Genomic DNA, 23,125 nt, shown 5'->3' with positions numbered 1-23,125 from the left:
AGGAGGACGAGCACAGATGGCGGTTGAAACAAAATTATCTTTAACAACCGAAGATGTACGCTCTTTCTCTGAAGCTCAAGGCGAACCTACTTGGTTTGCAGAGCTTCGTGAACGTGCTCTTGCGGAAGTTGAAAACTTAGATATGATCAAACCAGATAAAACAAGTGTAAAAGACTGGGATTTCTTCTCATTCGCAAACCACACAGTTTCATCTGACACTTACGCTTCACTAGCAGAGCTACCTGAAGACGTGAAAAAAATCGTAGACGTTGAAGGTCAACAAAACGTTTACATCCAACGCAACAACACACCTGCTTTTATCCAAGTTTCAGAAGAACTTAAAGCACAAGGTGTTATTATGACAGATATTTTCACAGCAATTAAAGAACACGGTGACTTAGTTCAAAAATTCTTTATGACTGAAGCTGTCAAAGTAAATGAACATAAATTAACAGCACTTCATGCAGCACTTGTAAACGGTGGCGTATTCATCTACGTACCGAAAGATGTTGAAGTAGCTGAACCATTACAATCAGTATTTTACGTAGATAACGCTGATGCATCACTATTCAACCACGTATTAATCGTAGCGGATACAAATGCAAAAGTAACTTACGTAGAAAACTACTTCTCAGGCGTTGCTTCTAACAACGGTCAAGCAAACATCGTAACTGAAGTTATCGCTCGCGATGGCGCAACAATTACGTTCGGCGCTGTAGACACATTAGATGCAGGCTTCACAACTTATGTAAACCGTCGTGGTGAAACATTACGTGACGCTGAAATCGACTGGGCACTTGGCTTAATGAACGATGGCGATACAATCGCTGAAAGCATTACACACTTACGTGGTGATGGTTCTAAAGCTGATACAAAAACAGTTGTTATTGGTCGCGGTAAACAAAACCAAAACTTCACAACAGAAGTTCGTAACTGGGGTAAAGCTTCAGAAGGTAACATCTTAACACACGCAGTTGTGAAAGATGCTTCACGTGCGATCTTCAACGGTATCGGTAAAATCGAACACGGTGCAACAAAAGCAGATGCACAACAAGAATCACGCATATTAATGCTTTCTCCAGACGCACGTGGCGATGCCAACCCAATTCTTTTAATTGATGAAGACGATGTAACAGCAGGACACGCAGCATCAGTAGGTCGCGTTGATGAAATGCAACTTTACTACTTAATGAGCCGCGGTATTTCTCGTGCAAACGCAGAACGTCTTGTAATTCACGGCTTCCTTGAACCAGTTGTTTCACAACTTCCAATCGAAGGTGTTCGTAAACAATTAATCGAGGTTATTGAAGGGAAAGTAAAATAATGATTAAAGACGACATTCGTAGCTATTTTCCAATCTTAAACCAACAAATCAATGGTAACCCACTTGTTTATCTAGACAGCGCGGCTACTTCACAAAAACCAATTCAAGTAATTGAAGCACTATCAAAATACTATGAGTTAGATAACTCAAACGTACACCGTGGCGTGCATACGCTAGGTAACCGTGCTACAGACGCTTATGAAGGCGCCCGTGAAAAGGTTCGTCAGTTTATCAATGCAAAATCAACTGAAGAAGTGATTTTCACACGTGGTACAACGACTGGTTTAAATACGGTTGCAGCAAGCTATGGTCGTGCTAACGTTTCAGAAGGTGATGAAATTGTCATCACATATATGGAACATCATTCAAACTTAATTCCATGGCAACAGTTAGCGAAAGCTACTGGTGCAACCTTAAAATATATTGATATGCAAGCAGACGGTACGCTTGCAATGGCAGATATCGAAAAAGCGATTACCGATAAAACGAAAATCGTTTCAATGACATTTGCTTCAAACGTATTAGGTACGCACAATCCGATTAAAGAAGTTGCGGCAATCGCGCATAAACATGGCGCTGTAATGGTCGTTGACGGTGCACAAGGTGTGCCTCACTTCCACACAGACGTTCAAGATTTAGATTGCGATTTCTTAGCATTTTCAGGTCACAAAATGTGCGGACCAACCGGTGTTGGTGTATTATATGGTAAAAAAGAGCACCTAGAAAAAATGGAACCTGTTGAATTTGGTGGCGAAATGATCAACTTCGTAGGTCTTTACGATTCTACTTGGGCAGATCTACCAGCAAAATTCGAAGCAGGTACACCAATTATTGCTGGCGCAATCGGTTTGGGCGCGGCGATCGATTTCTTAAATGAAATCGGTATGGATAACATCATTGCGCATGAGCAAGCGTTATCTAAATACGCATTTGAACAATTAACAGCGATTGATGGCCTTGAAATTTACGGCCCTCAAGATCCAGCACTTCGCTCAGGTCTTGTGACATTCAATATCGATGATGTTCACCCACATGATTTAGCAACAGCGTTAGACAGCCAAGGTATTGCCGTTCGTGCTGGTCACCACTGTGCACAACCATTAATGAAATGGTTAAACTGCTCAGCAACAGCACGTGCAAGCTTCTACGTGTACAACACGGAAGAAGAAATCGACAAACTTGCTGCCGGGGTGCGATTCACGAAGGAGTATTTCGGAAATGTCTAATTTAGATCAACTATATCGTTCCGTTATTATGGATCACTATAAAAAACCACGTAACAAAGGGATTCTTGAAGGCTCAAACGTAGCTCTTGATATGAATAACCCTACATGTGGTGACCGTATTCACTTAACACTTCAAGTCGATGACAACATCGTTACTGATGCGAAATTCGAAGGTGAAGGCTGTTCAATCTCAATGTCATCAGCATCTATGATGACGCAAATCATCAAAGGGAAAACAGTAGAAGAAGCGGTTGAACTAGCACACACATTCTCAGAAATGATGCTAGGACATGAACACGATGAAGATTTAGACCTTGGTGATGTGGAAGCATTACAAGGTGTATCTCAATTCCCAGCACGTATTAAATGTGCAACATTGGCTTGGAAAGCAATGGAAAAAGGGATTAATGAACAAATCAAAAAATAAGCTTTGAACGGAGGAGAAATAATGGCTAAAAATATGCCCGAAATCGGCGAGTACGAATATGGTTTCCACGACAAAGACGTATCGATTTTCCGTACAGAACGTGGTCTTACTCCTGAAATCGTAAAAGAAATTTCTCGTATGAAAGACGAACCACAATGGATGTTAGATTTCCGTCTAAAATCTTTAGATATTTTCTATTCAAAACCAATGCCACAATGGGGTGGCGATCTTTCTGGTCTAGACTTCGATGAAATTACGTACTACGTAAAACCATCTGAAGGCGCAGAAAAATCTTGGGATGAAGTACCAGATGAAATCAAAGCAACATTTGATAAATTAGGTATTCCTGAAGCAGAACAAAAATATCTTGCTGGTGTATCAGCACAATACGAATCTGAAGTTGTATACCACAACATGAAAGAAGACCTTGAAAAATTAGGCGTTGTATTCAAAGATACAGACTCAGCATTAAAAGAAAACGAAGATTTATTCCGCGAATACTTCGGTAAAGTAATTCCACCTGCAGATAACAAGTTCTCAGCACTTAACTCTGCAGTATGGTCTGGTGGTTCATTCATCTACGTACCAAAAGGTGTTAAATTAGATACACCACTTCAAGCATACTTCCGTATTAACTCTGAAAACATGGGTCAATTCGAACGTACGCTAATTATCGTTGATGATGACGCATCAGTACACTACGTAGAAGGTTGTACAGCGCCTGTTTACACAACAAGCTCTCTACACTCAGCTGTCGTAGAAATCATCGTTAAAAAGAACGCTTACTGCCGTTATACAACAATCCAAAACTGGGCAAACAACGTGTACAACTTAGTAACAAAACGTACAGTCGTTGAAGAGCACGGTACAATGGAATGGGTTGATGGTAACATCGGTTCTAAATTAACAATGAAATACCCAGCATGTATCTTAAAAGGCGAAGGCGCACGTGGTATGACATTATCAATCGCAATCGCTGGCCGTGGCCAAAACCAAGATACAGGTGCGAAAATGATTCACTTAGCTCCAAACACATCTTCAACAATCGTATCTAAATCAATCTCTAAACACGGTGGTAACGTAACTTACCGTGGACAAGTGAAATTCGGTAAAAAAGCGACAAATGCTCGTGCAAATATCGAATGTGATACATTAATCATGGATAACGAATCAACTTCTGATACAATTCCATACAACGAAGTAATGAATGATCAAATCTCTTTAGAACACGAAGCAAAAGTTTCTAAAGTATCTGAAGAACAATTATTCTACTTAATGAGCCGCGGTATTTCTGAGCAAGAAGCTACAGAAATGATCGTAATGGGCTTCATTGAGCCATTCACAAAAGAGCTTCCAATGGAATACGCAGTAGAAATGAACCGCCTAATCAAATTTGAAATGGAAGGTTCAATCGGTTAATTCTGATTTTCCTTATAGAAAGCCTCTCGCTTATGCGGGAGGTTTTTTTGTGGATTTAAGCAACGCGCGTAGAGGGTAAAACATAGCTATGTTATGATATGCATAACTAAAAAGGAGGCTTTTTACATGATTTATGTAGGCTTAACTGGATGGAGTGATCATCCGGATGTATATAGTAAAACAACGTCAGCACGTGACCGTTTGTTTGATTATAGCGGCCATTTTCCAATCGTTGAAGTCGATACGTCCTTTTACGCAATGCCATCAGAGAAAACGGTCCATAAGTGGATTGATGAAACACCGGAGTCGTTCAAATTTATCGTGAAAGGCTATAAAGGGATGACGGGGCATTTGCGCGGTGAGAAAGATCCTTACTTTGAATCACGTACCGATATGTTTGAAGCGTTTCGACAAATGATTACACCATTTCAACGTGCGGGTAAACTCGCGGCCATTTTAATGCAGTTTCCACCGTGGTTTGATTGTACATTTCCGAACGTACAATATATTCGCTACGTTAAACAACAACTTGGCGATTTCCCAGTGGCCATCGAATTTCGTAATCGTTCATGGTATAGTGAACAATTTGCAGAAGGGACGATGCGCTTACTGAGTGATTTAAAACTCATTCACACAGTTTGTGACGAGCCACAAGCAGGCGAAGGTTCTATACCGCTAGCGCCTGTTACAACAGCGGACGTCGCGTTTCTACGCATTCATGGACGCAATGTGCACGGTTGGTTACAAAATGGCCGTAGCCAAGAAGAATGGCGCAAAGTGCGTTGTTTGTATAACTACAATGAAGCGGAATTAGCAGAGCTAGCGCAGCATATTCAACAAATGGCTAAACATGTGCGTCACGTCTACGTCATTTTTAATAACAATTCCGCCCATGATGCAGCGCATAATGCGAAAGAATTGTTAGCGTTATTAAATATTCATTACGACGGGCTAGCACCGAAGCAGCTCGGTTTATTTGAAGGAGATTTTTAAATGACAGCAGCGTTTTTAATTTTAGTATTTGCTGTACTATCAGGCATTGTCGGCGCACTCGTCGGGCTTGGTGGTGGCATTATTTTAGTGCCGGCCTTGCTTTATTTTGGTGTGTCACAAGGGATGATGGCGGATTTAACGCCGCAAAAAATTGTCGGTTTATCTGTTGTGATGATGATTTTCACGGGCTTGTCATCGACATTAGCCTATATGAAAGCGAAGACCGTCGATTATAAAAGTGGGTTTATTTTTTTCATCGGTAGTATTCCCGGAGTCATATTAGGAGCGGCGGTCAATCGCGTTATGGACGTGCCGTCTTTTGAGCTATATTTTGGGATATTAATGATTATATTAGCCATCATTTTAATGGTGAGAGATCGTTTGAAACCAGTCAATTGGTTCGTAGCACACGGTACGAAGCGGACGTTAACGGACGCTGACGGACAGACGTATACGTACGGTTATCCGATTTGGTTTGCGATTGGCGCATCTTTTATTATTAGCTTTGCGTCTGGATTGTTTGGTATCGGTGGCGGTTCGATGATCGTGCCGATGATGTTAATTTTATTTTTATTCCCTGCACATGTGGCAGTCGCGACGTCGATGTTTTTAGTGTTTTTAACGTCAATCGTGAACTCCGGTGCACACATATATTTTGGACATGTGCCTTGGCACTACGTCATTCCTGTCATCATCGGTGCGATGATTGGCGGCAAGCTCGGTGCAGAACTGAATAAACGTCTACAATCGAAAACCGTCGTGCTCTGTTTACGCGTCATGTTATTGATCATGGGTGTGCGTTCAATCGTATCGAGTTTAATGTAGAGAGGTGAGAGATTTGGAGAACATTCATATTTACCATACGAACGATGTGCATAGTCATCTCGATTCTTGGCCACGAACGCGTAGTTTTTTACAACAACGCCGTGCGATGCATGATGTACATAACGAGCCGTGTTTCGTCTTTGATATCGGTGATTTTATCGATCGCTCTAATATTTTCACCGAGGCCACACTCGGTAAATCGAGCATTCCTTTGTTGAACGAAGCAGGATACGATGCGGTGACGATCGGCAACAATGAAGGGATTACACTCGCGAAAGAGGCGCTCGATTCATTGTATGAAGAAGCAGCGTTTGACGTGATCGTCAACAATTTGAAACAACCGACAGGGGAATTGCCAACGTGGGCACAACCGTATCATATTTATACGTTAGCAGAAGGCTTTAAGCTAGGTGTTGTCGCAGCAACCGCCCCGTTCCCGGATTACTACAACAACTTAGGGTGGCGTATTGAAGACGCCTTTGAAGCGCTACATGCATCGATTGTGGAAGTGAAACAACAAGCAGATATGATCGTTTGTTTATCGCATTTAGGCTTAACAGCTGATGAAAAGTTGGCAGAACGAGAGCCCGATTTAGCTTTAATTTTTGGCGCGCATACGCATCATGTATTAAAAGAAGGGAAACGTGTGCATCAGTCGTTATTAACAGGTGGAGGTAAGTACGGACGTTATATCGGTCACTCTATTATTTCATTTAACGATGGACAGCCGACTGTTACGACGACGTTGATCGACACATTAACGCTACCAGCGGAGCGCGGTGAACATCGTGAAATTGCGGCGCAAAAGGCGTATGGTGAATCGTTATTAGATGTGACTGTATTTGAGACAACGCGTTTTTACAATAAAGAATGGTATCACTACTCAAAGCTCTCTGATTTCTTTGCGGAAGCGTTGCTAGATTTCTCTAATGCTGACTGTGCATTTTTCAACGCAGGCATTTTTTTAACGGATATGGAAAAAGGCGCAGTAACAGCATTTGATATTCACAAAATGTTGCCACACCCGATTAACGCATGTTTATTTGAATTGACAGGCGCGCAGCTCTACGACATTTTAACGATGATTGAGCAAGCACACGATTGGCCGCGGAAAGAATTGCGTGGATTAGGGTTTAGAGGGAACGTTGTCGGAAAAATGTTAACGTATGGCTTTGAAAAGCAACAACAAGCTGTTTATGTGAATGGCAAGAAAGTTGAAAAAACAGAGATCGTAAAGCTCGTGACATTAGATATGTTCACGTTTGGGTGGTTTTTCCCAGAGCTAAAAAACTTACCAAAAACGTATTTATTACCGCAGTTTTTACGCGATATTTTGACCATTTATGGACACAAGTACTTCGCATAATATTAATTTTAGAAAATTAGATATTTTTCTTACTATGTATAGTATATAATATGTGTATCATTATAGAGTAAATGAGGAAAAAGTATGAGGCTTATATCAACCAAAGTTCTTAGAGAAGAAATGGTGATTGCGAAGACGATTTGGAACGACTCGGGTATGCCATTATTACAAAAAGGCGCTCGTATTACGCAACGTATTATTAAAAGATTATTAGATTTGAACATTCAGTACGTTTATATCGATGATGAAATTTCAAAAGATATAGACGTGCCGGAAGCGATTTCTCCGAAAGTACGTAATGCGGCTGTGAATAAAATTGAAACATCATTCAAAACGCTCCAACGTTTAAAAGGAACAGATGTCACATATTGTTTAGAGAAGAGTTCAAAAGAATTTACGATGATCATTAACAGTTTAATGGACAGTATTTTTGGCAACGATGAGCTCCTTACAGTGTTGAGCGATGCGTTTATTTATGATGAGTACATTTATCAGCATTCATTACAAGTAACGATTTATTCGATTTCGATTGCACATGAAATGCATTATAACGCAGAAGAAGTACGACAAATTGGTATCGGTGCCATGCTCCATGATGTAGGCAAAATATTAATTCCTCAAGAGATTTTACAGAAACCGGGTCGTTTAACGAACGAAGAATACGACACGATGAAAAAACATACACAGTTTGGTTTTGATATACTACGCAACTTACACACGATTTCATTATTATCGGCGCATTGTGCTTTCCAACATCATGAGCGTTTAGATGGTAGTGGCTACCCACGTGGCTTAGTCGATTTTGAAATTCATCCGTATGCGAAAATTATCGCCGTTGCAGACGTATTTGATGCGGTGACGTCTAACCGTATTTACCGCAGCAAAATGTTACCGTCTGAAGGGTTAGAAATTATCGAAGAAGGCGCGGGTACATTATACGATAAGCGTGTCGTTGACGCGTTTAAAAAAGTAATTGCAGCTTATCCGAATGGTACAGTTGTATTACTAGAAGACGGTCGACGTGGTATCGTGTCAAAACAAGACCGACGTCATACATTGCGCCCGAAGCTACGTATTTTTGAAGAAAATAACGTGCTGTTAAAAGCGACATATGAGCTAGCATTAGCAGAAGCAACCGACATTAAAATCGTCAAAGTAGAAACAGGTTATTTAGCATCTGAGCAAAAAGAATATACACGTTAAGAAGATGGATATCTGCCATCTTCTTTTTTTATGAAATTTTCCTAATATACTGTATTGTTGGTAGTAAATGTGATAAAGTGGCTGTGGGGACGTCATTTAATACACATAATGAGGAGTTGAAGTTCTATGTCATCATGTAAACCGACATCGAAAGACGAAAAACGACAACACGTCCGCAAACCGGATTGGTTAAAAATTAACATTAAAGCGAATAAACAATATAAAGAATTAAAAACTTTAATGCGAGAAAAAAACCTACACACTGTATGTGAAGAAGCACGCTGCCCGAACATTCATGAATGTTGGGGGGAGCGACGCACAGCGACATTTATGATTTTAGGATCTATTTGTACGCGTGCATGTCGCTTCTGTGCAGTTAAAACTGGTTTGCCGACTGAGCTCGATTTAGCAGAGCCAGAACGCGTAGCAGACTCCGTTGTATTAATGAATTTAAAGCACGTCGTTATAACAGTTGTAGCCCGCGATGACTTGAAGGATGGGGGCGCGAGTGTACTGGCTGAAACAGTGCGCGCTATCCGCCGTAAAAGTCCGCAAACTTCTATTGAAGTGCTACCATCTGATATGGGTGGCGTGGAGGAAAATCTACAAATTTTAATGGATGCGAAACCGGATATTTTAAATCATAATATCGAAACGGTTCGCCGCCTCACTCCGAGAGTTCGTGCGAAAGCAAAATACGATCGCTCTCTAGAATTTTTACGTCGTTCAAAAGAAATGCAACCTGACATTCCTACAAAGTCATCTCTTATGGTAGGATTAGGGGAGACGGAAGAAGAAATTCTCGAAGTAATGGATGATTTACGCGCCAACGATGTAGATATTATGACGATCGGTCAATATTTACAACCAACGAAAAAGCACTTACCTGTTCAAAAATATTATGCGCCGATTGAATTTGGTCGTCTGCGTAAAATTGCGATGGAAAAAGGCTTTAAACATTGTGAGGCAGGTCCGCTCGTACGTAGTAGTTACCACGCTGATGAGCAAGTAAATGCTGCAACGAAGGAACGCCAACTTCAAGCTGGCTCGTAATCACCTAGGAGGGTGAGACATGATTGTTGCGGATCAATATGAATACGAAGTCGTGCAAGATTATCGCAACGCCTTTAAAGAAGAAGATTTTAAAGGACGCTATGCCGACATTTTATCGAAATACGATTATATCGTAGGGGATTGGGGCTACGGTCAATTACGCCTAAAAGGGTTTTATGAAGATCGCAATCAAAAAGCGACTTTTGATACGAAGATCAGCACACTCAACGATTACTTATACGAATATTGCAATTTTGGTTGTGCTTACTTCATCGTACGTAAACTCGGCAAAATTGAACGACCAGCACCGGTTAAAGAAACAAAAGAAGTTACACCACAAGTGACGGAACCAGTGCAACAACAGCAAACAGAAAAAAGCGAGACGCCTGATTAGGTATCTCGCTTTTTTTTATACTAATTCATGTAAGTATTCGCGTAATTCTTGTGCCTCGTCGGCAGGGCGGTTATACACATGTTCTAAATAACCAGGTTCATCTAAGTCATCTGAGCCGATGATAGCAAATTTATTCATTTGCATATCCATGACGATAATTTTGCCGTAAAAACGATTGCTTTGCATAATCGCTAAATCGTAGCGCTGATTTTCGCCCATAAAGCTAACGAAGCGTGTTTGTGTATCTTCCATGTCGTCGTACAAGAAAAATCTGTCCAAATCAATTCCACCTTCCATTGTTAAAGATATGGTACTATAGGAAGGAAGAGACTATCAACTTTTTTCAATTGGAGGAATTGCTGTGTATTTTATCGACAGTAAAAAAATTACAAAAAACTTAGACTATATGGATCAAATCACGGACGTTTTTGAAGCACGTGATAATTGGTTAGAAGATGCGGTATCTAAACTTGCGTTAGAACGTATTGCTAACGTATATATCGAAGCAATCATCGACATCGGTAACACAATGATCGATGGATTTGTGATGCGCGATCCTGGTAGTTACGAAGATATTATCGACATTTTAGTAGATGAACAAGCAGTGCCAGCAGCATTTGATGCCGATTTAAAATTATTATTAACACTACGCCGTGCATTAGTACGCGATATTTTAGATGTAGAAGACGAAGAAGTATTACGCGTGTTAACACAAGTCGTACCGACAATTAAAAAATTACGCGCATCAATTGAAGCGTTCGTGAAAAAAGAAATGGGTACAGTCGTAACAGCGTTTATTCCTGAGGAAGATTAAGATGAAGTATCGTGCATATTGTTTCGACTTAGACGGTACAGTATATCGCGGAACGGAAGCGATTCCAGAAGCGGTCGCATTTATTCATCAATTACAAGCGCAAGGCATCGAGCCATTTATGGTGACGAACAATGCGAAGTATACGAAAGCAGAGCTACACGCAAAATTAAGCGCCATGGATATCGTCGTGCCGATGGATCATTTAATGACATCATCGATTGCGACGGCAAAATATATTGCGAAGCATTATCCGAATGAAACGGTTAAAGTGCTCGGCCAAGGTGGCTTAGTCGAAGCAATTACTGCTGAAGGTATTGAAATCGTTTCGGAAAACCCGGACATTTTAGTGCAAGGCTTAACAGTCAACATGACGTATACGATGCTTGAAGAAGCATGTTTTGATATCCAACAAGGTGCGAAACATATCGCGACAAACGGTGATTTAAAATTGCCGAAAGAACGTGGTTTTGCACCAGGAAATGGTTCATTCGTGCAACTCGTTCAAAACGTGACGGGCGAAGCACCACTCATTATCGGAAAGCCAGCGCCACATATGTTAGAAATTATTCGTGATGCATTTGGCTTTGATAAATCAGAGATGGTGATGATTGGAGATAATTATGATACCGATATTTTGGTCGGTATTCATTACGGCATTGATACGTTACACGTCGACACAGGCGTGACGCGTCAAGAAATCGTTCGACAAAAAGTAGAACAGCCAACTTATTATGTAAAAACATTAGCAGAATGGCTATAACGATAAAAAAAGCGGGTACATGTTTAATAGCATGTACCCGCTTTTGATTTTAAAATTCGTAAGACGAAAACATCGGATTGTTGTCGATGGCTTCGTAAATATTTTTCAACAATGCTTCTGGCGTTTCACCTTCAACGATGTCACCTTCAACGACGGCATATAGTGACGCTGAACAGCGGGTACAAAAGCTTAAGCAACCGTATTCTAGCACTTCAACATTCGGATCTTTCTCAAGTGCTTCAAATACCGGTTGCGCACCCATCGCTAAGTTACTGACGCAAAATTCTACTAATGGATTCAAATTTGTCACCTCTAGTAGAGAATCGTACTACAGTTTTGTGAGCTTCGTCAATTAAACGAAATTTAATTGTGAAAGTTATCACAAAGATATTGTGAAAAGTATCACAATCATTTATACTCTTAAAGGATAGAAAAGTTTGTAACTAAATTGTCACATAAAAAGGAGAATCCCTGATAATGAAAAACTTAGTATTATTAGGCGGCGGCTACGGTAATATGCGTGTATTACTACGTTTACTTCCGAACAACCTTCCCCAAGACGTTCAAATTACATTAGTAGACCGCGCCCCATATCATAGTTTAAAAACTGAATTTTACGCACTTGCTGCCGGTACAACACCAGAAAGCCACATTCGTGTGCAATTCCCCAGCCACGATCGTTTAAAAGTTGTATATGGTGAAGTCGTAAAAATCGATCGTGCGAACAATGCGGTTATTTTCGAAGACGGAACTGAATTAAAATATGATGATCTTGTCATCGGTTTAGGTTGTGAAGATAACTATCACAACGTACCAGGCGCTCAAGAAAACACATACTCAATTCAAACAATGGCAAAATCTCGTATCGCCTACGATAAAATTAGTGCATTACCTGCAGGTGCAACTGTTGCGGTCGTTGGTGCTGGTTTATCTGGTATCGAACTTGCATCAGAATTACGTGAAAGTCGCGCAGATCTAAAAATCAAATTATTCGACCGCGGCGCACGTATTTTAAAAGACTTCCCAGAACGTTTAAGCCGTTATGTACAAAAATGGTTCGATAAACATGACGTAGAAGTCATTGCGAAATCTGATATTACAAAAGTAGAAGAAGGCGCATTATACAACCACGAAGATCGCATTGAAGCGGACTTAATCGTGTGGACTGCTGGTATTCGTCCAGTTGCTGTTGCACGTGAAGTTGACGGCGTTGAAATGGAACGTGGCCGTATTAAAATTACAGAGCACTACCACTTACCAGTAGATGAGCACGTATTCGTTGTCGGTGACTGTGCACATTCATCAGTCGGTGGTCCAAGTGCGCAACTTGCTGAAGAACAAGGCGACCGTATTGCGATCGTTCTTCAAAAACGCTGGAAAGGTGAAACATTGCCAGCAAAACTATCACCAATCAAGCTAAAAGGCTTCATGGGTGCATTAGGTAAAAAACAAGGTTTCGTTAACTTAGGCGATGCAACTGTAACAGGTCGCGTAGCACGTATGATGAAATCAGGTTTACTTTGGATGTACAAAAACCAAAACGGTTAAGCATTTATATATAAATGGATATAAAAAAGAGGTCGGTTGTGAGATGCCGACCTCTTTTTTTAATGTGGAAAAAAATACAAATTAAAAAACGTGCCATCATGACACGTTTTTTCGTTAAGCAGTAGGTGCTTCGAATCCTTTTGCTTCTAATGCACGATAAATTGGTTTTAGTTGAATATAGCCTTCACCAATCACTTCATCGTTAATTAACACGAGTGGATAAAAAAACTCATCTTCTTGAATACGCGCGGCCCATGATTGCTGACGTTCATTCTCAATTGGCGCTTCAATATCAATATAATTGATAGTGTAAGGTTGTCCTGGGTATTTGCGATCGATTGCTGCTTGAAGCCATTCATACGTGTCTTTCGATGATGGTGCATTCACACAACTTGCGCATTGAATGTCTGCCCCGAAGATTTCAATTTCAATTGCTTGATTTGTCATTTCTTCCGCCTCCGTGTTTCTTTGATGGATTTTTTAGCTTATAGACATTATAATGATTTTAGAGAGAGGAGTCGATACGAAATGTTAGAGCAAGTACAAGAAGTTATTGATAAATTACGTCCATTCCTATTACGCGATGGCGGCGACTGTGAACTAGTCGATGTAGAAGATGGCGTTGTAAAATTACGCTTACTAGGTGCATGCGGTAGCTGCCCAAGTTCTACAATTACGTTAAAAGCCGGTATCGAACGCGCACTTTTAGAAGAAGTGCCAGGCGTTGTTGAAGTAGAACAAGTATTCTAATAATGATCAACGATATAAAAAAGGAGTTCCGTTTAGGAGCTCCTTTTTATGATTCGTAACGCATGTCATTCCATGCTTCTTTCGCCATTTCAATGATTTTCGGATCATTCGCAGTCGTTTGCTGTTCAATAACTGTTGAGAAATAACGAATTGCTGTTTCGCGATCATTTAAGCGACGTGATAATTCAGCAACTAAATAGGCGATGCGGACTTCTGTCATCGGTGTACCTGAAAAGTCTCCGGTCGTAAATGATTCCGCATATTGATCGCGTGCGAGACGTAAAAAGCGTTGTTCGGCATTCGGTTGTTCAAGCGTGCGATAAATCCATGCACATCGAAGCGCAAGGCCCGCTAGACTCACATGTTTTTCTTTTTTGATTTGGCCAGAGACGATTGCTAATTGATACGCTTGTAACGCTTGTTCCGGTGTACGTTCACCAGAAAAATCGTGATGCACCCAACGGGACGTAATTTGTTGTTCAATTAGTTCAGCTGTACCAGGCATAAAATATTTTGTGAAATCGTCTGTAAATGCAAAGCCACAATGTTCGCACACAAAGACGTTATAAAAGTAACCGTTCACGTCATTATCATAGACAGGTCTAAAATCTGATTCTGTCGCACTAATCTTTAACATCTTCGAACGGACTTTCATCGTTTTAAATTTCTTTTTGCAATGTATACAGTCTATTTGTTTTTCGTAATAGGGTGAAACTTCCATAATATAGCCCTCATTTCCCGTTCTATTCATTAGGTATATTATATCACTTTGCGCTAAAAAAGACACAAGTTCAACTATTTTACGATTGCGACTAAAATTGATATGATAACACTATAGAGAAAGCAGGTGTAAATATGACAAAACACGTAGTAGACATTACAGAAGCAGCTGTTTTCCATATTAAAGAGATGATGGAAAACAACGAAGAACAAAACGCATACTTACGCGTATCAGTAAAAGGCGGCGGTTGCAGTGGTTTAACATATGCAATGGGCTTTGATACAGAAGTAGCAGATACCGATGAAACGTACGAAGAGTACGGTTTAAACATCGTTGTCAACACGCAAGATATTCCGATTTTAAACGGTACTGTGATTGATTTTAAACAATCATTAATGGGTGGCGGTTTTACAATCGATAATCCAAATGCGATCGCTTCTTGCGGTTGCGGTTCTTCATTCCGTACAGCAAAAGTAGCAGGTACACCAGAAAGCTGCTAATAGCTTTAGAGCGAATCGTTTAGACGGTTCGCTTTTTTATTTCCCTTTTTTTGTCATCGGTCATTTATTCATGTTATGGTAATAATAAATATAGTTAGTAAAGGTGGGATTTACGATGGGGAAAACGAAAATTGTCATTGTCGGCGCAGGCTATGGGGGCTTAGCATCCGTCGTTACATTACAACGGAAAATCGCGTTAGATACAGTCGATATTACGCTCATTAACAAAAATGATTACCACTATGAAACGACTTGGTTGCATGAGGCAGCTGCTGGTGCAATTTCTGCTAATGATGTCTGTTATGAAATTGAGCCACTTTTAAAACAAGGAGTACGATTTGTGCAAGCTACAGTAGAAACGCTAGATGTAGAACAACAACAAGTGTTGACGTCCCATGGTACGTACGAATACGATTATTTAATTGTCGGTTTAGGATTCGAAGCGCAACATTACAACATTCCAGGGATTGAACAACATGCATTAACAATTTCAAATGCGCTCGCTGCGAGTAAAGTATGGGCACATGTGAATGCGCAATTTGCACGTTACGAACAATATGGTCGTCCGGAAGATGCGACGATTGTCGTCGGTGGTGCAGGTTTTACAGGAATCGAATTTTTAGGTACTTTCGTCGATCAATTGCCGAAGTTAGCCGCGGCCTATCATATACCGTTAGAAACATTGCGCGTCATTTGTGTCGAATCTGCGACGACGATTTTGCCAGATTTTCCAGAGACGTTAGCGCAATATGCACAACAAGCATTAACTGCGCGCGGCGTAGAATGGATGACACAGACAGCAATTATCGGATGTACGGATAAAGGCATTACCGTTCGTCAACAGCAACAAGAGTCGTTCATTCCAACGTCGACAATTATTTGGACGGCTGGTGTAAAAGGTTCAAGTATCGTAGAAGCATCGTCATTACCATCTGCGGGTGGTCGCGTTCAAGTATTGCCGACATTAAACGTTGAACAATATCCAAATGTATTTGTCGTTGGTGATTGTTCTATCGTGATAGACCGATACGAACAAAAGCCATATCCACCGACAGCACAACTTGCGATGCAACAAGGCGAAACGATTGCGCTCAATTTACAACGACTATTCGCTGATGAGCCAATGGTGCCGTTTATGCCGAATTTAAAAGGGTCCGTTTGTTCACTCGGAAAAGGAGATGGCATTGCACTCGTTAAAGGGCGCGAATATACAGGTCGCAAAGCGGCTGTATTGAAAAAAATGATTGATAATCATGCGCTCTTTTTAGTCGGTGGCCCAGGATTGATTGCGAAAAAAGGGAAGTTTAATATATTCAAGTAGCTAAAATTTTATTTTTAGAGCATTTCCTCGTACAATAGTAATGGAACTGTCAGGAGGGAATGGCCGATGGATAATAATGAACGTTCACGTGTATGGTTAGGAGTAGCAGGGCTTGTAGAAAATGAGATTGGTGAGTGGCTCGTCGTGATGAAACGTTACGGTGGGTTGGACGGCAAATGGTCGCTACCAGCAGGATTTGTAAAGCCTGGTGAAACGGTTGATGAAGCGTGTCAACGCGAGTTGTTAGAAGAGACAAATGTAAAAGCGTCGATGCAAGGCTTTTTAGGCTTCCGTACAGGTGTATTGCAATATGATATTAGCGACAATTTAGCAGTCTTTTATTTAACCGCGCATACAGCGGAGCAGCAGTTGCAAGCACAGTTAGATGAACTGTATGAAGTCCGTTGGATGGCACCAGAAGAACTTGCAAAAGACCCGCGTACGTCATTAATGATTTTAGAACTATTGGAGTTAGAATTAAAAGCGAAGCCGATTAAACTCGATCATTTAGAAGATGATAATGTGTTCGGCTATACCGCTTATAAATTATTTTTCTAAAAGAGAGGAGGAGTTCGGCGAATCGCCAACTTCAACTCTCTCTTTTTTGATATAATATAGGCGTTAAACGAGGTGATTTTGTTGGACGTACAAATTGTACAAACGATGCAACAAACAGATGTATACGTGGTCGGTGTATCACGCCATCAACAAACAGTAACGAATTGGGCACAAACGGTCGAGATGCTCGGCTTACCACTCGATGATTGGATTAAATCAGGTGATATCGATTTAACGATAGGGGCATGTACCGTATTTCCAACGAAAACAGGACGGGTGTTATGCGTTGGTATGGACCATCGGAAACAACTACATAGTGATCAGATGGCGACTATATTTGAAACGATCGGACGCTATATGATGAAGCGAAAATGGCGTACGGCGACGTTATTCATCGAGACGTTTATGACGCCGATGTTTTCGCCGCAACAATTGTGTACTAGCGCAGTTGAAAATATCGCGCACGGTAGTTATGTTATACCACGCTATCAAACTTTTTCAAATGAAGCCGATGTATGTATAGAACAATTGTACTTCGTCACAGCGCAAGTAGACACTGTTGAACGCGCTGTAGAAAAAAGTGAATGGACACGTCGATTCCGTTTGATTGCGGATGAACCGCGAAATATTTTAACGTCAGCACGCGTTTGCGAAACGATTGAAACGTTTTGCGCACAGCATCAATTACCGGTGCATCATTTTACGTACGATATGCTGGCGACGTTAGGTTTTGGGGCATTATGTGCAGCGTATGAACAAGACGTACACGTATTGCTCGTCAATGCGACGTTGCAAGCGCAACATGCCGTAACGGCTACGATGATGCTCGGTGAATCAATGATGCCACTTTTCAACGCTTGCTTGATGACCGCGCAATATGACTTAATGGGTGTTTTCGTTTTCGGTACGCCTAAGTCGTTGTTGCCACATACGGTGATTACGACGATGATTGGCAAGACGCTTGAAATCGGACAAGGTGCACATGCGAAAGATATCGCAATAACAGACGTATTAGCATTTGCTGCGACGCAACGAGCAAAAAGTATTACGTCAGTAGACAATTTACATGCAGATCATCTTGCCTTATATGGGGCAGAGGCTGTCATCGCATTTTCAAATCAACCGATTGCGCAACCGACAACGGTACACGTGCAAACGATGAAACCAACATCTGCACGACAAGCCGATGTATTAGTCGCCCATCATGAAACAGCACGTACATTGAAACGTGCCAATTTGTATCATTTATTTGCGCCGGTCCCTTGGTGCCACTTAGAGTTACCGGTGGACATACGTCAGCAATTTATTCACCTCGATGTACGATTTAGAAATTTAGTTAAAGAGGAAACAACATGATTAAAAATCCGTATATATACAGTTATTTACCACTGATTTCAATCGTTTTATTTAGTTTAACGTTCGGTCTCTATAGCGTAAACGAAGCGATTGCCGTATCACGTCGTATCGGTGTATACGCCGGAATGCGCGAATTTTTATCTGAAGTGCAAATGCGCGCATTATTACTCGTTATTTTTGCGACGCTATACTTTATGGTTTTTTCAACGTTAAAGCTAATCGGTGAGACGATTCACGAAGTTGGAATGTTATTTTTCACAAAAGACACAGTCGATAGTGCAGTCAATAAAGTACGTGGCGGCAGCGTTGTCTTTTTCTTCGGTTCACTCGTATCCGTTGCGGGGTTAACGAACTTATACATACTTGGGCTAATTTTTTTAGTATCGGTATTCGTGTACTTTATTTTTGTCACATATAAATTAAGCAATATTATTTCATTTGGCGCCGTACTCGGAGTCATGATGTTTGAAATTGTTGTATGGGCGGTTATTTTAACATCGATTACTTATGCGGTGTTTAAACTGTACAACGTCGTATTATCAAGTTTACCGTTCAATTAAAAAAGGCGTATCGCATTAGCGGTACGTCTCTTTTTGTGTAAAACGGTTTAATCGAAACATCGAAATATCTTGTGTCGTTTGACCAGTCGTCGCAAGCTCGCTTAACAATTCGCCGACAGCACTCGCAAATTTAAAGCCATGTCCAGAAAATCCGGCTGCAAAGGTGATGTTCGGATAATGTGGATGTTGGTCAATAATAAAATGCTCGTCCGGTGTCATCGCATACATGCACGTTTTTCCGTATTTACGCGCACCGACTTGTGGCATATAAGTAGCGAGAAATTGATCGAGCGCTACAGCATCGGTATCATCAAATGGTATACGTGGTTCATCTGGTGAAATCGGTATTCCACCGTCATGTCGTCCAACTTTTATGCCAGCGCCATCGATACTCGGAAAACCGTAAAAACAGGCATCGTCTAACATGAAAGAGAAGCCGGGATAGTGCGCATATTCACTATAAAGTGATGCATCTGCTTCATACCACGCGAACGTTTTTCGAATTGGTGACACAGGCAATGTGAGATTCGTTTGCGCAAGTAACGCTTTTGCCCAAGCACCAACTGTGACGATGACGCGGTCAGCCGTAAATGTCGTCCCAGCTGTTGTCGTCACCGTTATGACATTTCCAGGTGTTATCGTTGCGACGCGACTGTTCGTACGAATGACGGCACCTGCTTCAATCGCTAATTGGCGGTAAGCATTGATACAGTCTTCTACTTTTAAAACACCTGCAGTCGGTTCATAACAAGCAACGTAATCATCAGGTAGTCGCATGCCAGGCCAACGTTTATGTACGGTAGGGGCATCTAGTACTTCGAGTGGAATGTTGTGAAGTTTTGCGCTGTTTATGACGTTTTGGACGAACGATGATTGCTTGCGCCCAACGTTTATTACACCCGTCTCATGGAATAGTTGTCGCTTCGTTTTCTTTTCAAGTGCGCGCCATCGTTCACCCGCGCGCAATGCAAGGGGTACGTAAGCAATACCTTCACCATATGCATAACGAATAAGACGCGTTTCACCGTGATGACTAGCATGATCGTGCGGGGGATTAAAGGCATCTAGCAATAACGTATGATGACCTGAATGTGCTAAATAATAACCGGCTGCCATACCCATAGAGCCAGCGCCGATAACGATATAATTGTAATGCATATGCCCACCTCATTTTTTCAACTTTCATTTACTATAGGACAAACATATTTTAATTTCAAACTATTTTGACAATAATACTTAAAAAAGCGCAAATTGCACTGGGCAATTTGCGCTTTTCATTATTCACTCACCATGCGTGAGAAGATTTTTTGTTGGATTTTAGCATCTTCTAATGCGGCCATACTACGTGGTGTATCGTAACCAATCCAGACAGCGGACGTGTATTTGTCTGTTAAACCAGCTGTCCACAAATCGAAGTAGTTATTCGTCGTTCCGGTTTTTGCACCGACGTATTTTGCACCAGGTACTTTAACAGCAGTTGCGGTACCTGTCGCGACAGTTTCTTTTAATAAAGCACGCATCGTTTTAACAGTCGATGGTGCCCATACTTCTTTTGCTTGCGTTGGCCAAGCATACAATTCTTTACCATCGCGTGATTTAACAGTACGAATGGCGTGTGAACGGTAATAATCTCCGGTAATGAAGCCGGTATATGCATCTGCTAATTCTGCAGCCGTTACACCATATTCGAAACCGCCGAGTGCAGAAATATAGTTACGGTCGTGTTTTGTAACCGAACGGAAATCGAATTGATCAAGCGCTTTAAACGCATCTTTTACACCGACGCGGTCAAATAGACGAATCGCTACCGTATTAAAACTATATTTAAAGCCGTTTTTCAATGAAATATCACCGATAACGGTACCGCCTTTATTTTCTGGACAATAATTTTTATAACAGAACGGTGCACCACTGACGACTTTATCGGTCGTTGCTTTATATTTTTCAACATAAGGCGCGTAGTCTAAAATCGGCTTAATCGCAGAGCCCGGTTGGCGGACGGCTTGATAAGCGCGATTGAATTCGTAATGTTTAAAGTTTTTACCGCCATATACGCTAACGATTTCGCGCGTATCATTGTCGATTGCGATACTAGCAGCTTGTAAATCCTTGTGACCTTTTATCATATTATCGACACCGCGTGTATCGGCAACTTGCTTCGCTGGATTTAATGCAGTTTCAATAATTAATCCGTCATCTAACAACTTGTTGACGTGTTGTTTTAATTCTTTACGAATGTTGGCACGTTGACGAGATGTTAATGCATTGTTGAGACGTTTTTGATAGCCGTCTTCTAAGGAAACGAGCCATGTTAATTCATTCATGACGTAAGAGCTATACGCTGGATACATCTGAATTTTTTGCTTGATGCGTAGGTGAATCGGTTCCGCTTTCCATAGTTGTGCTTGTTGTTTTGAAATGATATGTTGCTCGACCATTTTGTTTAACAAACGTTTTTGACGTTTTTTCGTGTTGTCAAAATGCGTTACAGGATTGTACAAGCTCGGATTGTTCGGAATAGCGGCTAAAAAAGCCATTTCTGCGCGCGATAATTGATCGAGTGGTTTATCGAAATAATACGTCGCTGCAGCGGCCACACCGTACACACCGTTTGAAAAATACATTTCGTTTAAATAGTTGTTTAAAATTTCTTCCTTTGTTGACTTGCGTTCTAGTTCGTAGGCGTAAAAAATTTCGAGTATTTTACGCTCGTAAGTTTTTTCTTGCGATAAATAACGCATACGTACGAGTTGTTGTGTAATTGTACTAGCCCCTTGTGCTGTTTCACCACTAGATTTGTTCACCATGAAGGCACGCGTAATCGCGGCAATATTGAAACCCATATGGTCATAGAAACTAGCATCCTCACTATAAATAAATAAGTTTTGCATAAATTCAGGGACGTCAGCAAGTTTGACTGGTTGACGCCATTCATTATATTCTTCCGAAAATATGTCACCGTTGCGGTCTTTTAACACCGTCGGCACAATATTTGTACGTGGTTCAGTAATGTTTACAGCGTTTTCAAATTGATTGCTAAATGAGCGTGCTGATTTGAGTTCGTTACCGATTCGTTGAAAAAGCAAAACAAGGAGGGCAATACATGTAATAATAAAGAAAGAACCAAATACTTTTTTCACGAGAATCCCCCTCGCTATAGTTTGAAATACTCATCTAAAAGAATAGCATAAATTACACAGTCATTACGTAGTTTTATCGAAAAAGAAGGGAATTCACAGCTTATAACTGAAATTGCGCGTTATGTATGATAGACTATGAGCGTAAAATATTAATGACATAAGGAGCGATACGATGTATCCACAATTAACACCTGAAGTACAAGAAAATGAAATCAAAGTCGTTATGAGCACAACAATGGGCGATATCACATTTAAATTATTCCCAGAAAAAGCACCAAAAACAGTTGAAAACTTCGTAACACATGCGAAAGATGGTTACTACGACGGTATCATTTTCCACCGTATTATCGATAACTTCATGATTCAAGGTGGCGACCCAACAGGTACTGGTATGGGCGGTCAATCAATCTGGGGTTCTGAATTCGAAGATGAATTCGATCCAGAATTATTCAACTTCCGCGGGGCATTATCAATGGCAAATGCAGGTCCTGGCACAAACGGTTCTCAATTCTTCATCGTGCAAGCGAAACAAGTTGATAACAGCATCATCAAACAATGTGAAGTACGCGGCTGGCCAAAAGAAGCATTAAAAGCTTACAAACAAGTTGGCGGTACTCCTTGGTTAGACGGCAAACACTCTGTATTCGGTCAAGTAATTGACGGTATGGACGTTGTTGACGCAATGGCTAAAGTCGAAAAAGGTTTCCAAGACAAACCAAAAGAAGATATTAAAATCGTTTCAGTAACAGTTGCTGAATAATAACGATAAAAGAGGCTGGACAAAACATTTCGTTTTCCTTTTTTAGCGTTCGCAACAAAAACCCAGAACCGCGCCACAGCGCGATTCCGGGTTTTTTATGCTCATTT

The 23,125-nt window shown here is 41.0% G+C and carries 26 protein-coding genes; 20 read left to right on the top strand and 6 right to left on the bottom strand.

Annotated elements, in window-relative coordinates; genetic code table 11:
- Positions 1 to 16 precede the first annotated feature (16 nt).
- The 10 genes from sufD to KMHG_RS12960 all read left to right on the top strand — a co-directional run bounded on the left by sufD (position 17) and on the right by KMHG_RS12960 (position 10,230).
- On the top strand, positions 17 to 1,324 hold the full coding sequence (gene sufD, locus KMHG_RS13005; RefSeq protein ID WP_010290139.1) for a Fe-S cluster assembly protein SufD: 1,308 nt from the start codon (positions 17 to 19) through the stop codon (positions 1,322 to 1,324).
- Positions 1,324 to 2,550 (top strand): cysteine desulfurase, encoded by a 1,227-nt coding sequence (locus KMHG_RS13000; RefSeq protein WP_010290134.1) that lies wholly within the window; start codon positions 1,324 to 1,326, stop codon positions 2,548 to 2,550. The genes sufD and KMHG_RS13000 overlap by 1 nt, the downstream gene beginning before the upstream one ends.
- Entirely contained in the window at positions 2,543 to 2,977 is a 435-nt protein-coding gene (sufU, locus tag KMHG_RS12995) for a Fe-S cluster assembly sulfur transfer protein SufU (RefSeq protein ID WP_010290132.1), read from the top strand. The genes KMHG_RS13000 and sufU overlap by 8 nt, the downstream gene beginning before the upstream one ends.
- Positions 2,978 to 2,998: 21 nt before the next feature.
- Positions 2,999 to 4,396: a Fe-S cluster assembly protein SufB gene (gene sufB / locus KMHG_RS12990; protein WP_010290130.1), complete on the top strand. Its 1,398-nt coding sequence runs from the start codon at positions 2,999 to 3,001 to the stop codon at positions 4,394 to 4,396.
- A 126-nt stretch (positions 4,397 to 4,522) separates the two neighbouring features.
- The gene (locus tag KMHG_RS12985; protein WP_010290127.1) at positions 4,523 to 5,389 is read left to right on the top strand and encodes a DUF72 domain-containing protein; all 867 of its coding nucleotides are present in this window, start codon (positions 4,523 to 4,525) and stop codon (positions 5,387 to 5,389) included.
- Positions 5,390 to 6,214, top strand: a complete 825-nt coding sequence (locus KMHG_RS12980; protein ID WP_010290126.1) for a sulfite exporter TauE/SafE family protein — start codon at positions 5,390 to 5,392, stop codon at positions 6,212 to 6,214. It begins immediately after the preceding gene.
- 13 nt (positions 6,215 to 6,227) lie between these two features.
- On the top strand, positions 6,228 to 7,580 hold the full coding sequence (locus KMHG_RS12975) for a bifunctional metallophosphatase/5'-nucleotidase (RefSeq protein WP_010290125.1): 1,353 nt from the start codon (positions 6,228 to 6,230) through the stop codon (positions 7,578 to 7,580).
- 84 nt (positions 7,581 to 7,664) lie between these two features.
- Positions 7,665 to 8,783, top strand: coding sequence for an HD-GYP domain-containing protein (locus KMHG_RS12970; protein WP_026022108.1), 1,119 nt, complete (start codon positions 7,665 to 7,667; stop codon positions 8,781 to 8,783).
- A 126-nt stretch (positions 8,784 to 8,909) separates the two neighbouring features.
- Positions 8,910 to 9,836, top strand: coding sequence for a lipoyl synthase (lipA, locus tag KMHG_RS12965; protein WP_010290121.1), 927 nt, complete (start codon positions 8,910 to 8,912; stop codon positions 9,834 to 9,836).
- Between the two features lie 19 nt (positions 9,837 to 9,855).
- Positions 9,856 to 10,230: a YutD family protein gene (locus tag KMHG_RS12960; protein ID WP_010290119.1), complete on the top strand. Its 375-nt coding sequence runs from the start codon at positions 9,856 to 9,858 to the stop codon at positions 10,228 to 10,230.
- Positions 10,231 to 10,245: 15 nt separating this feature from the next.
- On the opposite strand, the gene KMHG_RS12955 is transcribed toward KMHG_RS12960, so the two are convergent.
- A complete protein-coding gene (locus KMHG_RS12955) occupies positions 10,246 to 10,509 on the bottom strand; it encodes a DUF3055 domain-containing protein (protein WP_010290115.1) in 264 nt (87 codons plus the stop codon).
- Between the two features lie 82 nt (positions 10,510 to 10,591).
- Here KMHG_RS12955 and KMHG_RS12950 point away from each other — a divergent pair, with 82 nt between their 5' ends.
- Together KMHG_RS12950 and KMHG_RS12945 are read left to right on the top strand one after the other, a co-directional pair.
- On the top strand, positions 10,592 to 11,044 hold the full coding sequence (locus KMHG_RS12950) for a DUF86 domain-containing protein (RefSeq protein WP_010290114.1): 453 nt from the start codon (positions 10,592 to 10,594) through the stop codon (positions 11,042 to 11,044).
- A 1-nt stretch (position 11,045) separates the two neighbouring features.
- Positions 11,046 to 11,804 (top strand): TIGR01457 family HAD-type hydrolase, encoded by a 759-nt coding sequence (locus KMHG_RS12945; RefSeq protein WP_010290113.1) that lies wholly within the window; start codon positions 11,046 to 11,048, stop codon positions 11,802 to 11,804.
- A 49-nt stretch (positions 11,805 to 11,853) separates the two neighbouring features.
- Here the strand turns inward: KMHG_RS12945 and KMHG_RS12940 are convergent, their stop codons facing one another.
- Complete coding sequence (locus KMHG_RS12940) at positions 11,854 to 12,105, bottom strand: YuzB family protein (RefSeq protein WP_010290112.1); 252 nt, start codon at positions 12,103 to 12,105, stop codon at positions 11,854 to 11,856.
- A 176-nt stretch (positions 12,106 to 12,281) separates the two neighbouring features.
- Here KMHG_RS12940 and KMHG_RS12935 point away from each other — a divergent pair, with 176 nt between their 5' ends.
- The gene (locus KMHG_RS12935) at positions 12,282 to 13,352 is read left to right on the top strand and encodes an NAD(P)/FAD-dependent oxidoreductase (RefSeq protein ID WP_010290111.1); all 1,071 of its coding nucleotides are present in this window, start codon (positions 12,282 to 12,284) and stop codon (positions 13,350 to 13,352) included.
- Positions 13,353 to 13,466: 114 nt separating this feature from the next.
- Here KMHG_RS12935 and KMHG_RS12930 read toward each other — a convergent pair whose 3' ends face one another.
- On the bottom strand, positions 13,467 to 13,799 hold the full coding sequence (locus KMHG_RS12930) for a YuzD family protein (RefSeq protein ID WP_010290110.1): 333 nt from the start codon (positions 13,797 to 13,799) through the stop codon (positions 13,467 to 13,469).
- 24 nt (positions 13,800 to 13,823) lie between these two features.
- Here KMHG_RS12930 and KMHG_RS12925 point away from each other — a divergent pair, with 24 nt between their 5' ends.
- A complete protein-coding gene (locus KMHG_RS12925; protein WP_390619169.1) occupies positions 13,824 to 14,102 on the top strand; it encodes a NifU family protein in 279 nt (92 codons plus the stop codon).
- Positions 14,103 to 14,148: 46 nt separating this feature from the next.
- On the opposite strand, the gene KMHG_RS12920 is transcribed toward KMHG_RS12925, so the two are convergent.
- Positions 14,149 to 14,823: a DUF2225 domain-containing protein gene (locus KMHG_RS12920; RefSeq protein WP_010290105.1), complete on the bottom strand. Its 675-nt coding sequence runs from the start codon at positions 14,821 to 14,823 to the stop codon at positions 14,149 to 14,151.
- Between the two features lie 134 nt (positions 14,824 to 14,957).
- Here KMHG_RS12920 and KMHG_RS12915 point away from each other — a divergent pair, with 134 nt between their 5' ends.
- From KMHG_RS12915 to KMHG_RS12895, 5 genes are all read left to right on the top strand, one after another.
- Entirely contained in the window at positions 14,958 to 15,323 is a 366-nt protein-coding gene (locus KMHG_RS12915) for a HesB/IscA family protein (RefSeq protein WP_010290103.1), read from the top strand.
- Between the two features lie 115 nt (positions 15,324 to 15,438).
- Positions 15,439 to 16,644: an NAD(P)/FAD-dependent oxidoreductase gene (locus KMHG_RS12910; protein WP_010290101.1), complete on the top strand. Its 1,206-nt coding sequence runs from the start codon at positions 15,439 to 15,441 to the stop codon at positions 16,642 to 16,644.
- A gap of 66 nt (positions 16,645 to 16,710) precedes the next feature.
- Positions 16,711 to 17,202 (top strand): NUDIX domain-containing protein, encoded by a 492-nt coding sequence (locus KMHG_RS12905; protein ID WP_010290100.1) that lies wholly within the window; start codon positions 16,711 to 16,713, stop codon positions 17,200 to 17,202.
- Between the two features lie 81 nt (positions 17,203 to 17,283).
- Positions 17,284 to 18,558: a M17 family peptidase N-terminal domain-containing protein gene (locus KMHG_RS12900; RefSeq protein ID WP_010290096.1), complete on the top strand. Its 1,275-nt coding sequence runs from the start codon at positions 17,284 to 17,286 to the stop codon at positions 18,556 to 18,558.
- The gene (locus KMHG_RS12895; protein WP_010290095.1) at positions 18,555 to 19,118 is read left to right on the top strand and encodes a DUF5366 family protein; all 564 of its coding nucleotides are present in this window, start codon (positions 18,555 to 18,557) and stop codon (positions 19,116 to 19,118) included. The genes KMHG_RS12900 and KMHG_RS12895 overlap by 4 nt, the downstream gene beginning before the upstream one ends.
- Before the next feature lie 15 nt (positions 19,119 to 19,133).
- Here the strand turns inward: KMHG_RS12895 and solA are convergent, their stop codons facing one another.
- Both solA and KMHG_RS12885 read right to left on the bottom strand, forming a co-directional pair.
- Complete coding sequence (gene solA, locus KMHG_RS12890) at positions 19,134 to 20,276, bottom strand: N-methyl-L-tryptophan oxidase (RefSeq protein ID WP_010290094.1); 1,143 nt, start codon at positions 20,274 to 20,276, stop codon at positions 19,134 to 19,136.
- 119 nt (positions 20,277 to 20,395) lie between these two features.
- The gene (locus KMHG_RS12885) at positions 20,396 to 22,258 is read right to left on the bottom strand and encodes a transglycosylase domain-containing protein (protein ID WP_010290093.1); all 1,863 of its coding nucleotides are present in this window, start codon (positions 22,256 to 22,258) and stop codon (positions 20,396 to 20,398) included.
- A gap of 172 nt (positions 22,259 to 22,430) precedes the next feature.
- Here KMHG_RS12885 and KMHG_RS12880 point away from each other — a divergent pair, with 172 nt between their 5' ends.
- On the top strand, positions 22,431 to 23,018 hold the full coding sequence (locus KMHG_RS12880; protein ID WP_010290092.1) for a peptidylprolyl isomerase: 588 nt from the start codon (positions 22,431 to 22,433) through the stop codon (positions 23,016 to 23,018).
- Positions 23,019 to 23,125 lie beyond the last annotated feature (107 nt).

This window comes from Kurthia massiliensis, from assembly GCF_000285555.1.
Classification (GTDB): Bacteria; Bacillota; Bacilli; order Bacillales_A; family Planococcaceae; genus Kurthia; species Kurthia massiliensis.
This window is presented reverse-complemented; position numbering and strand designations above follow the sequence as displayed.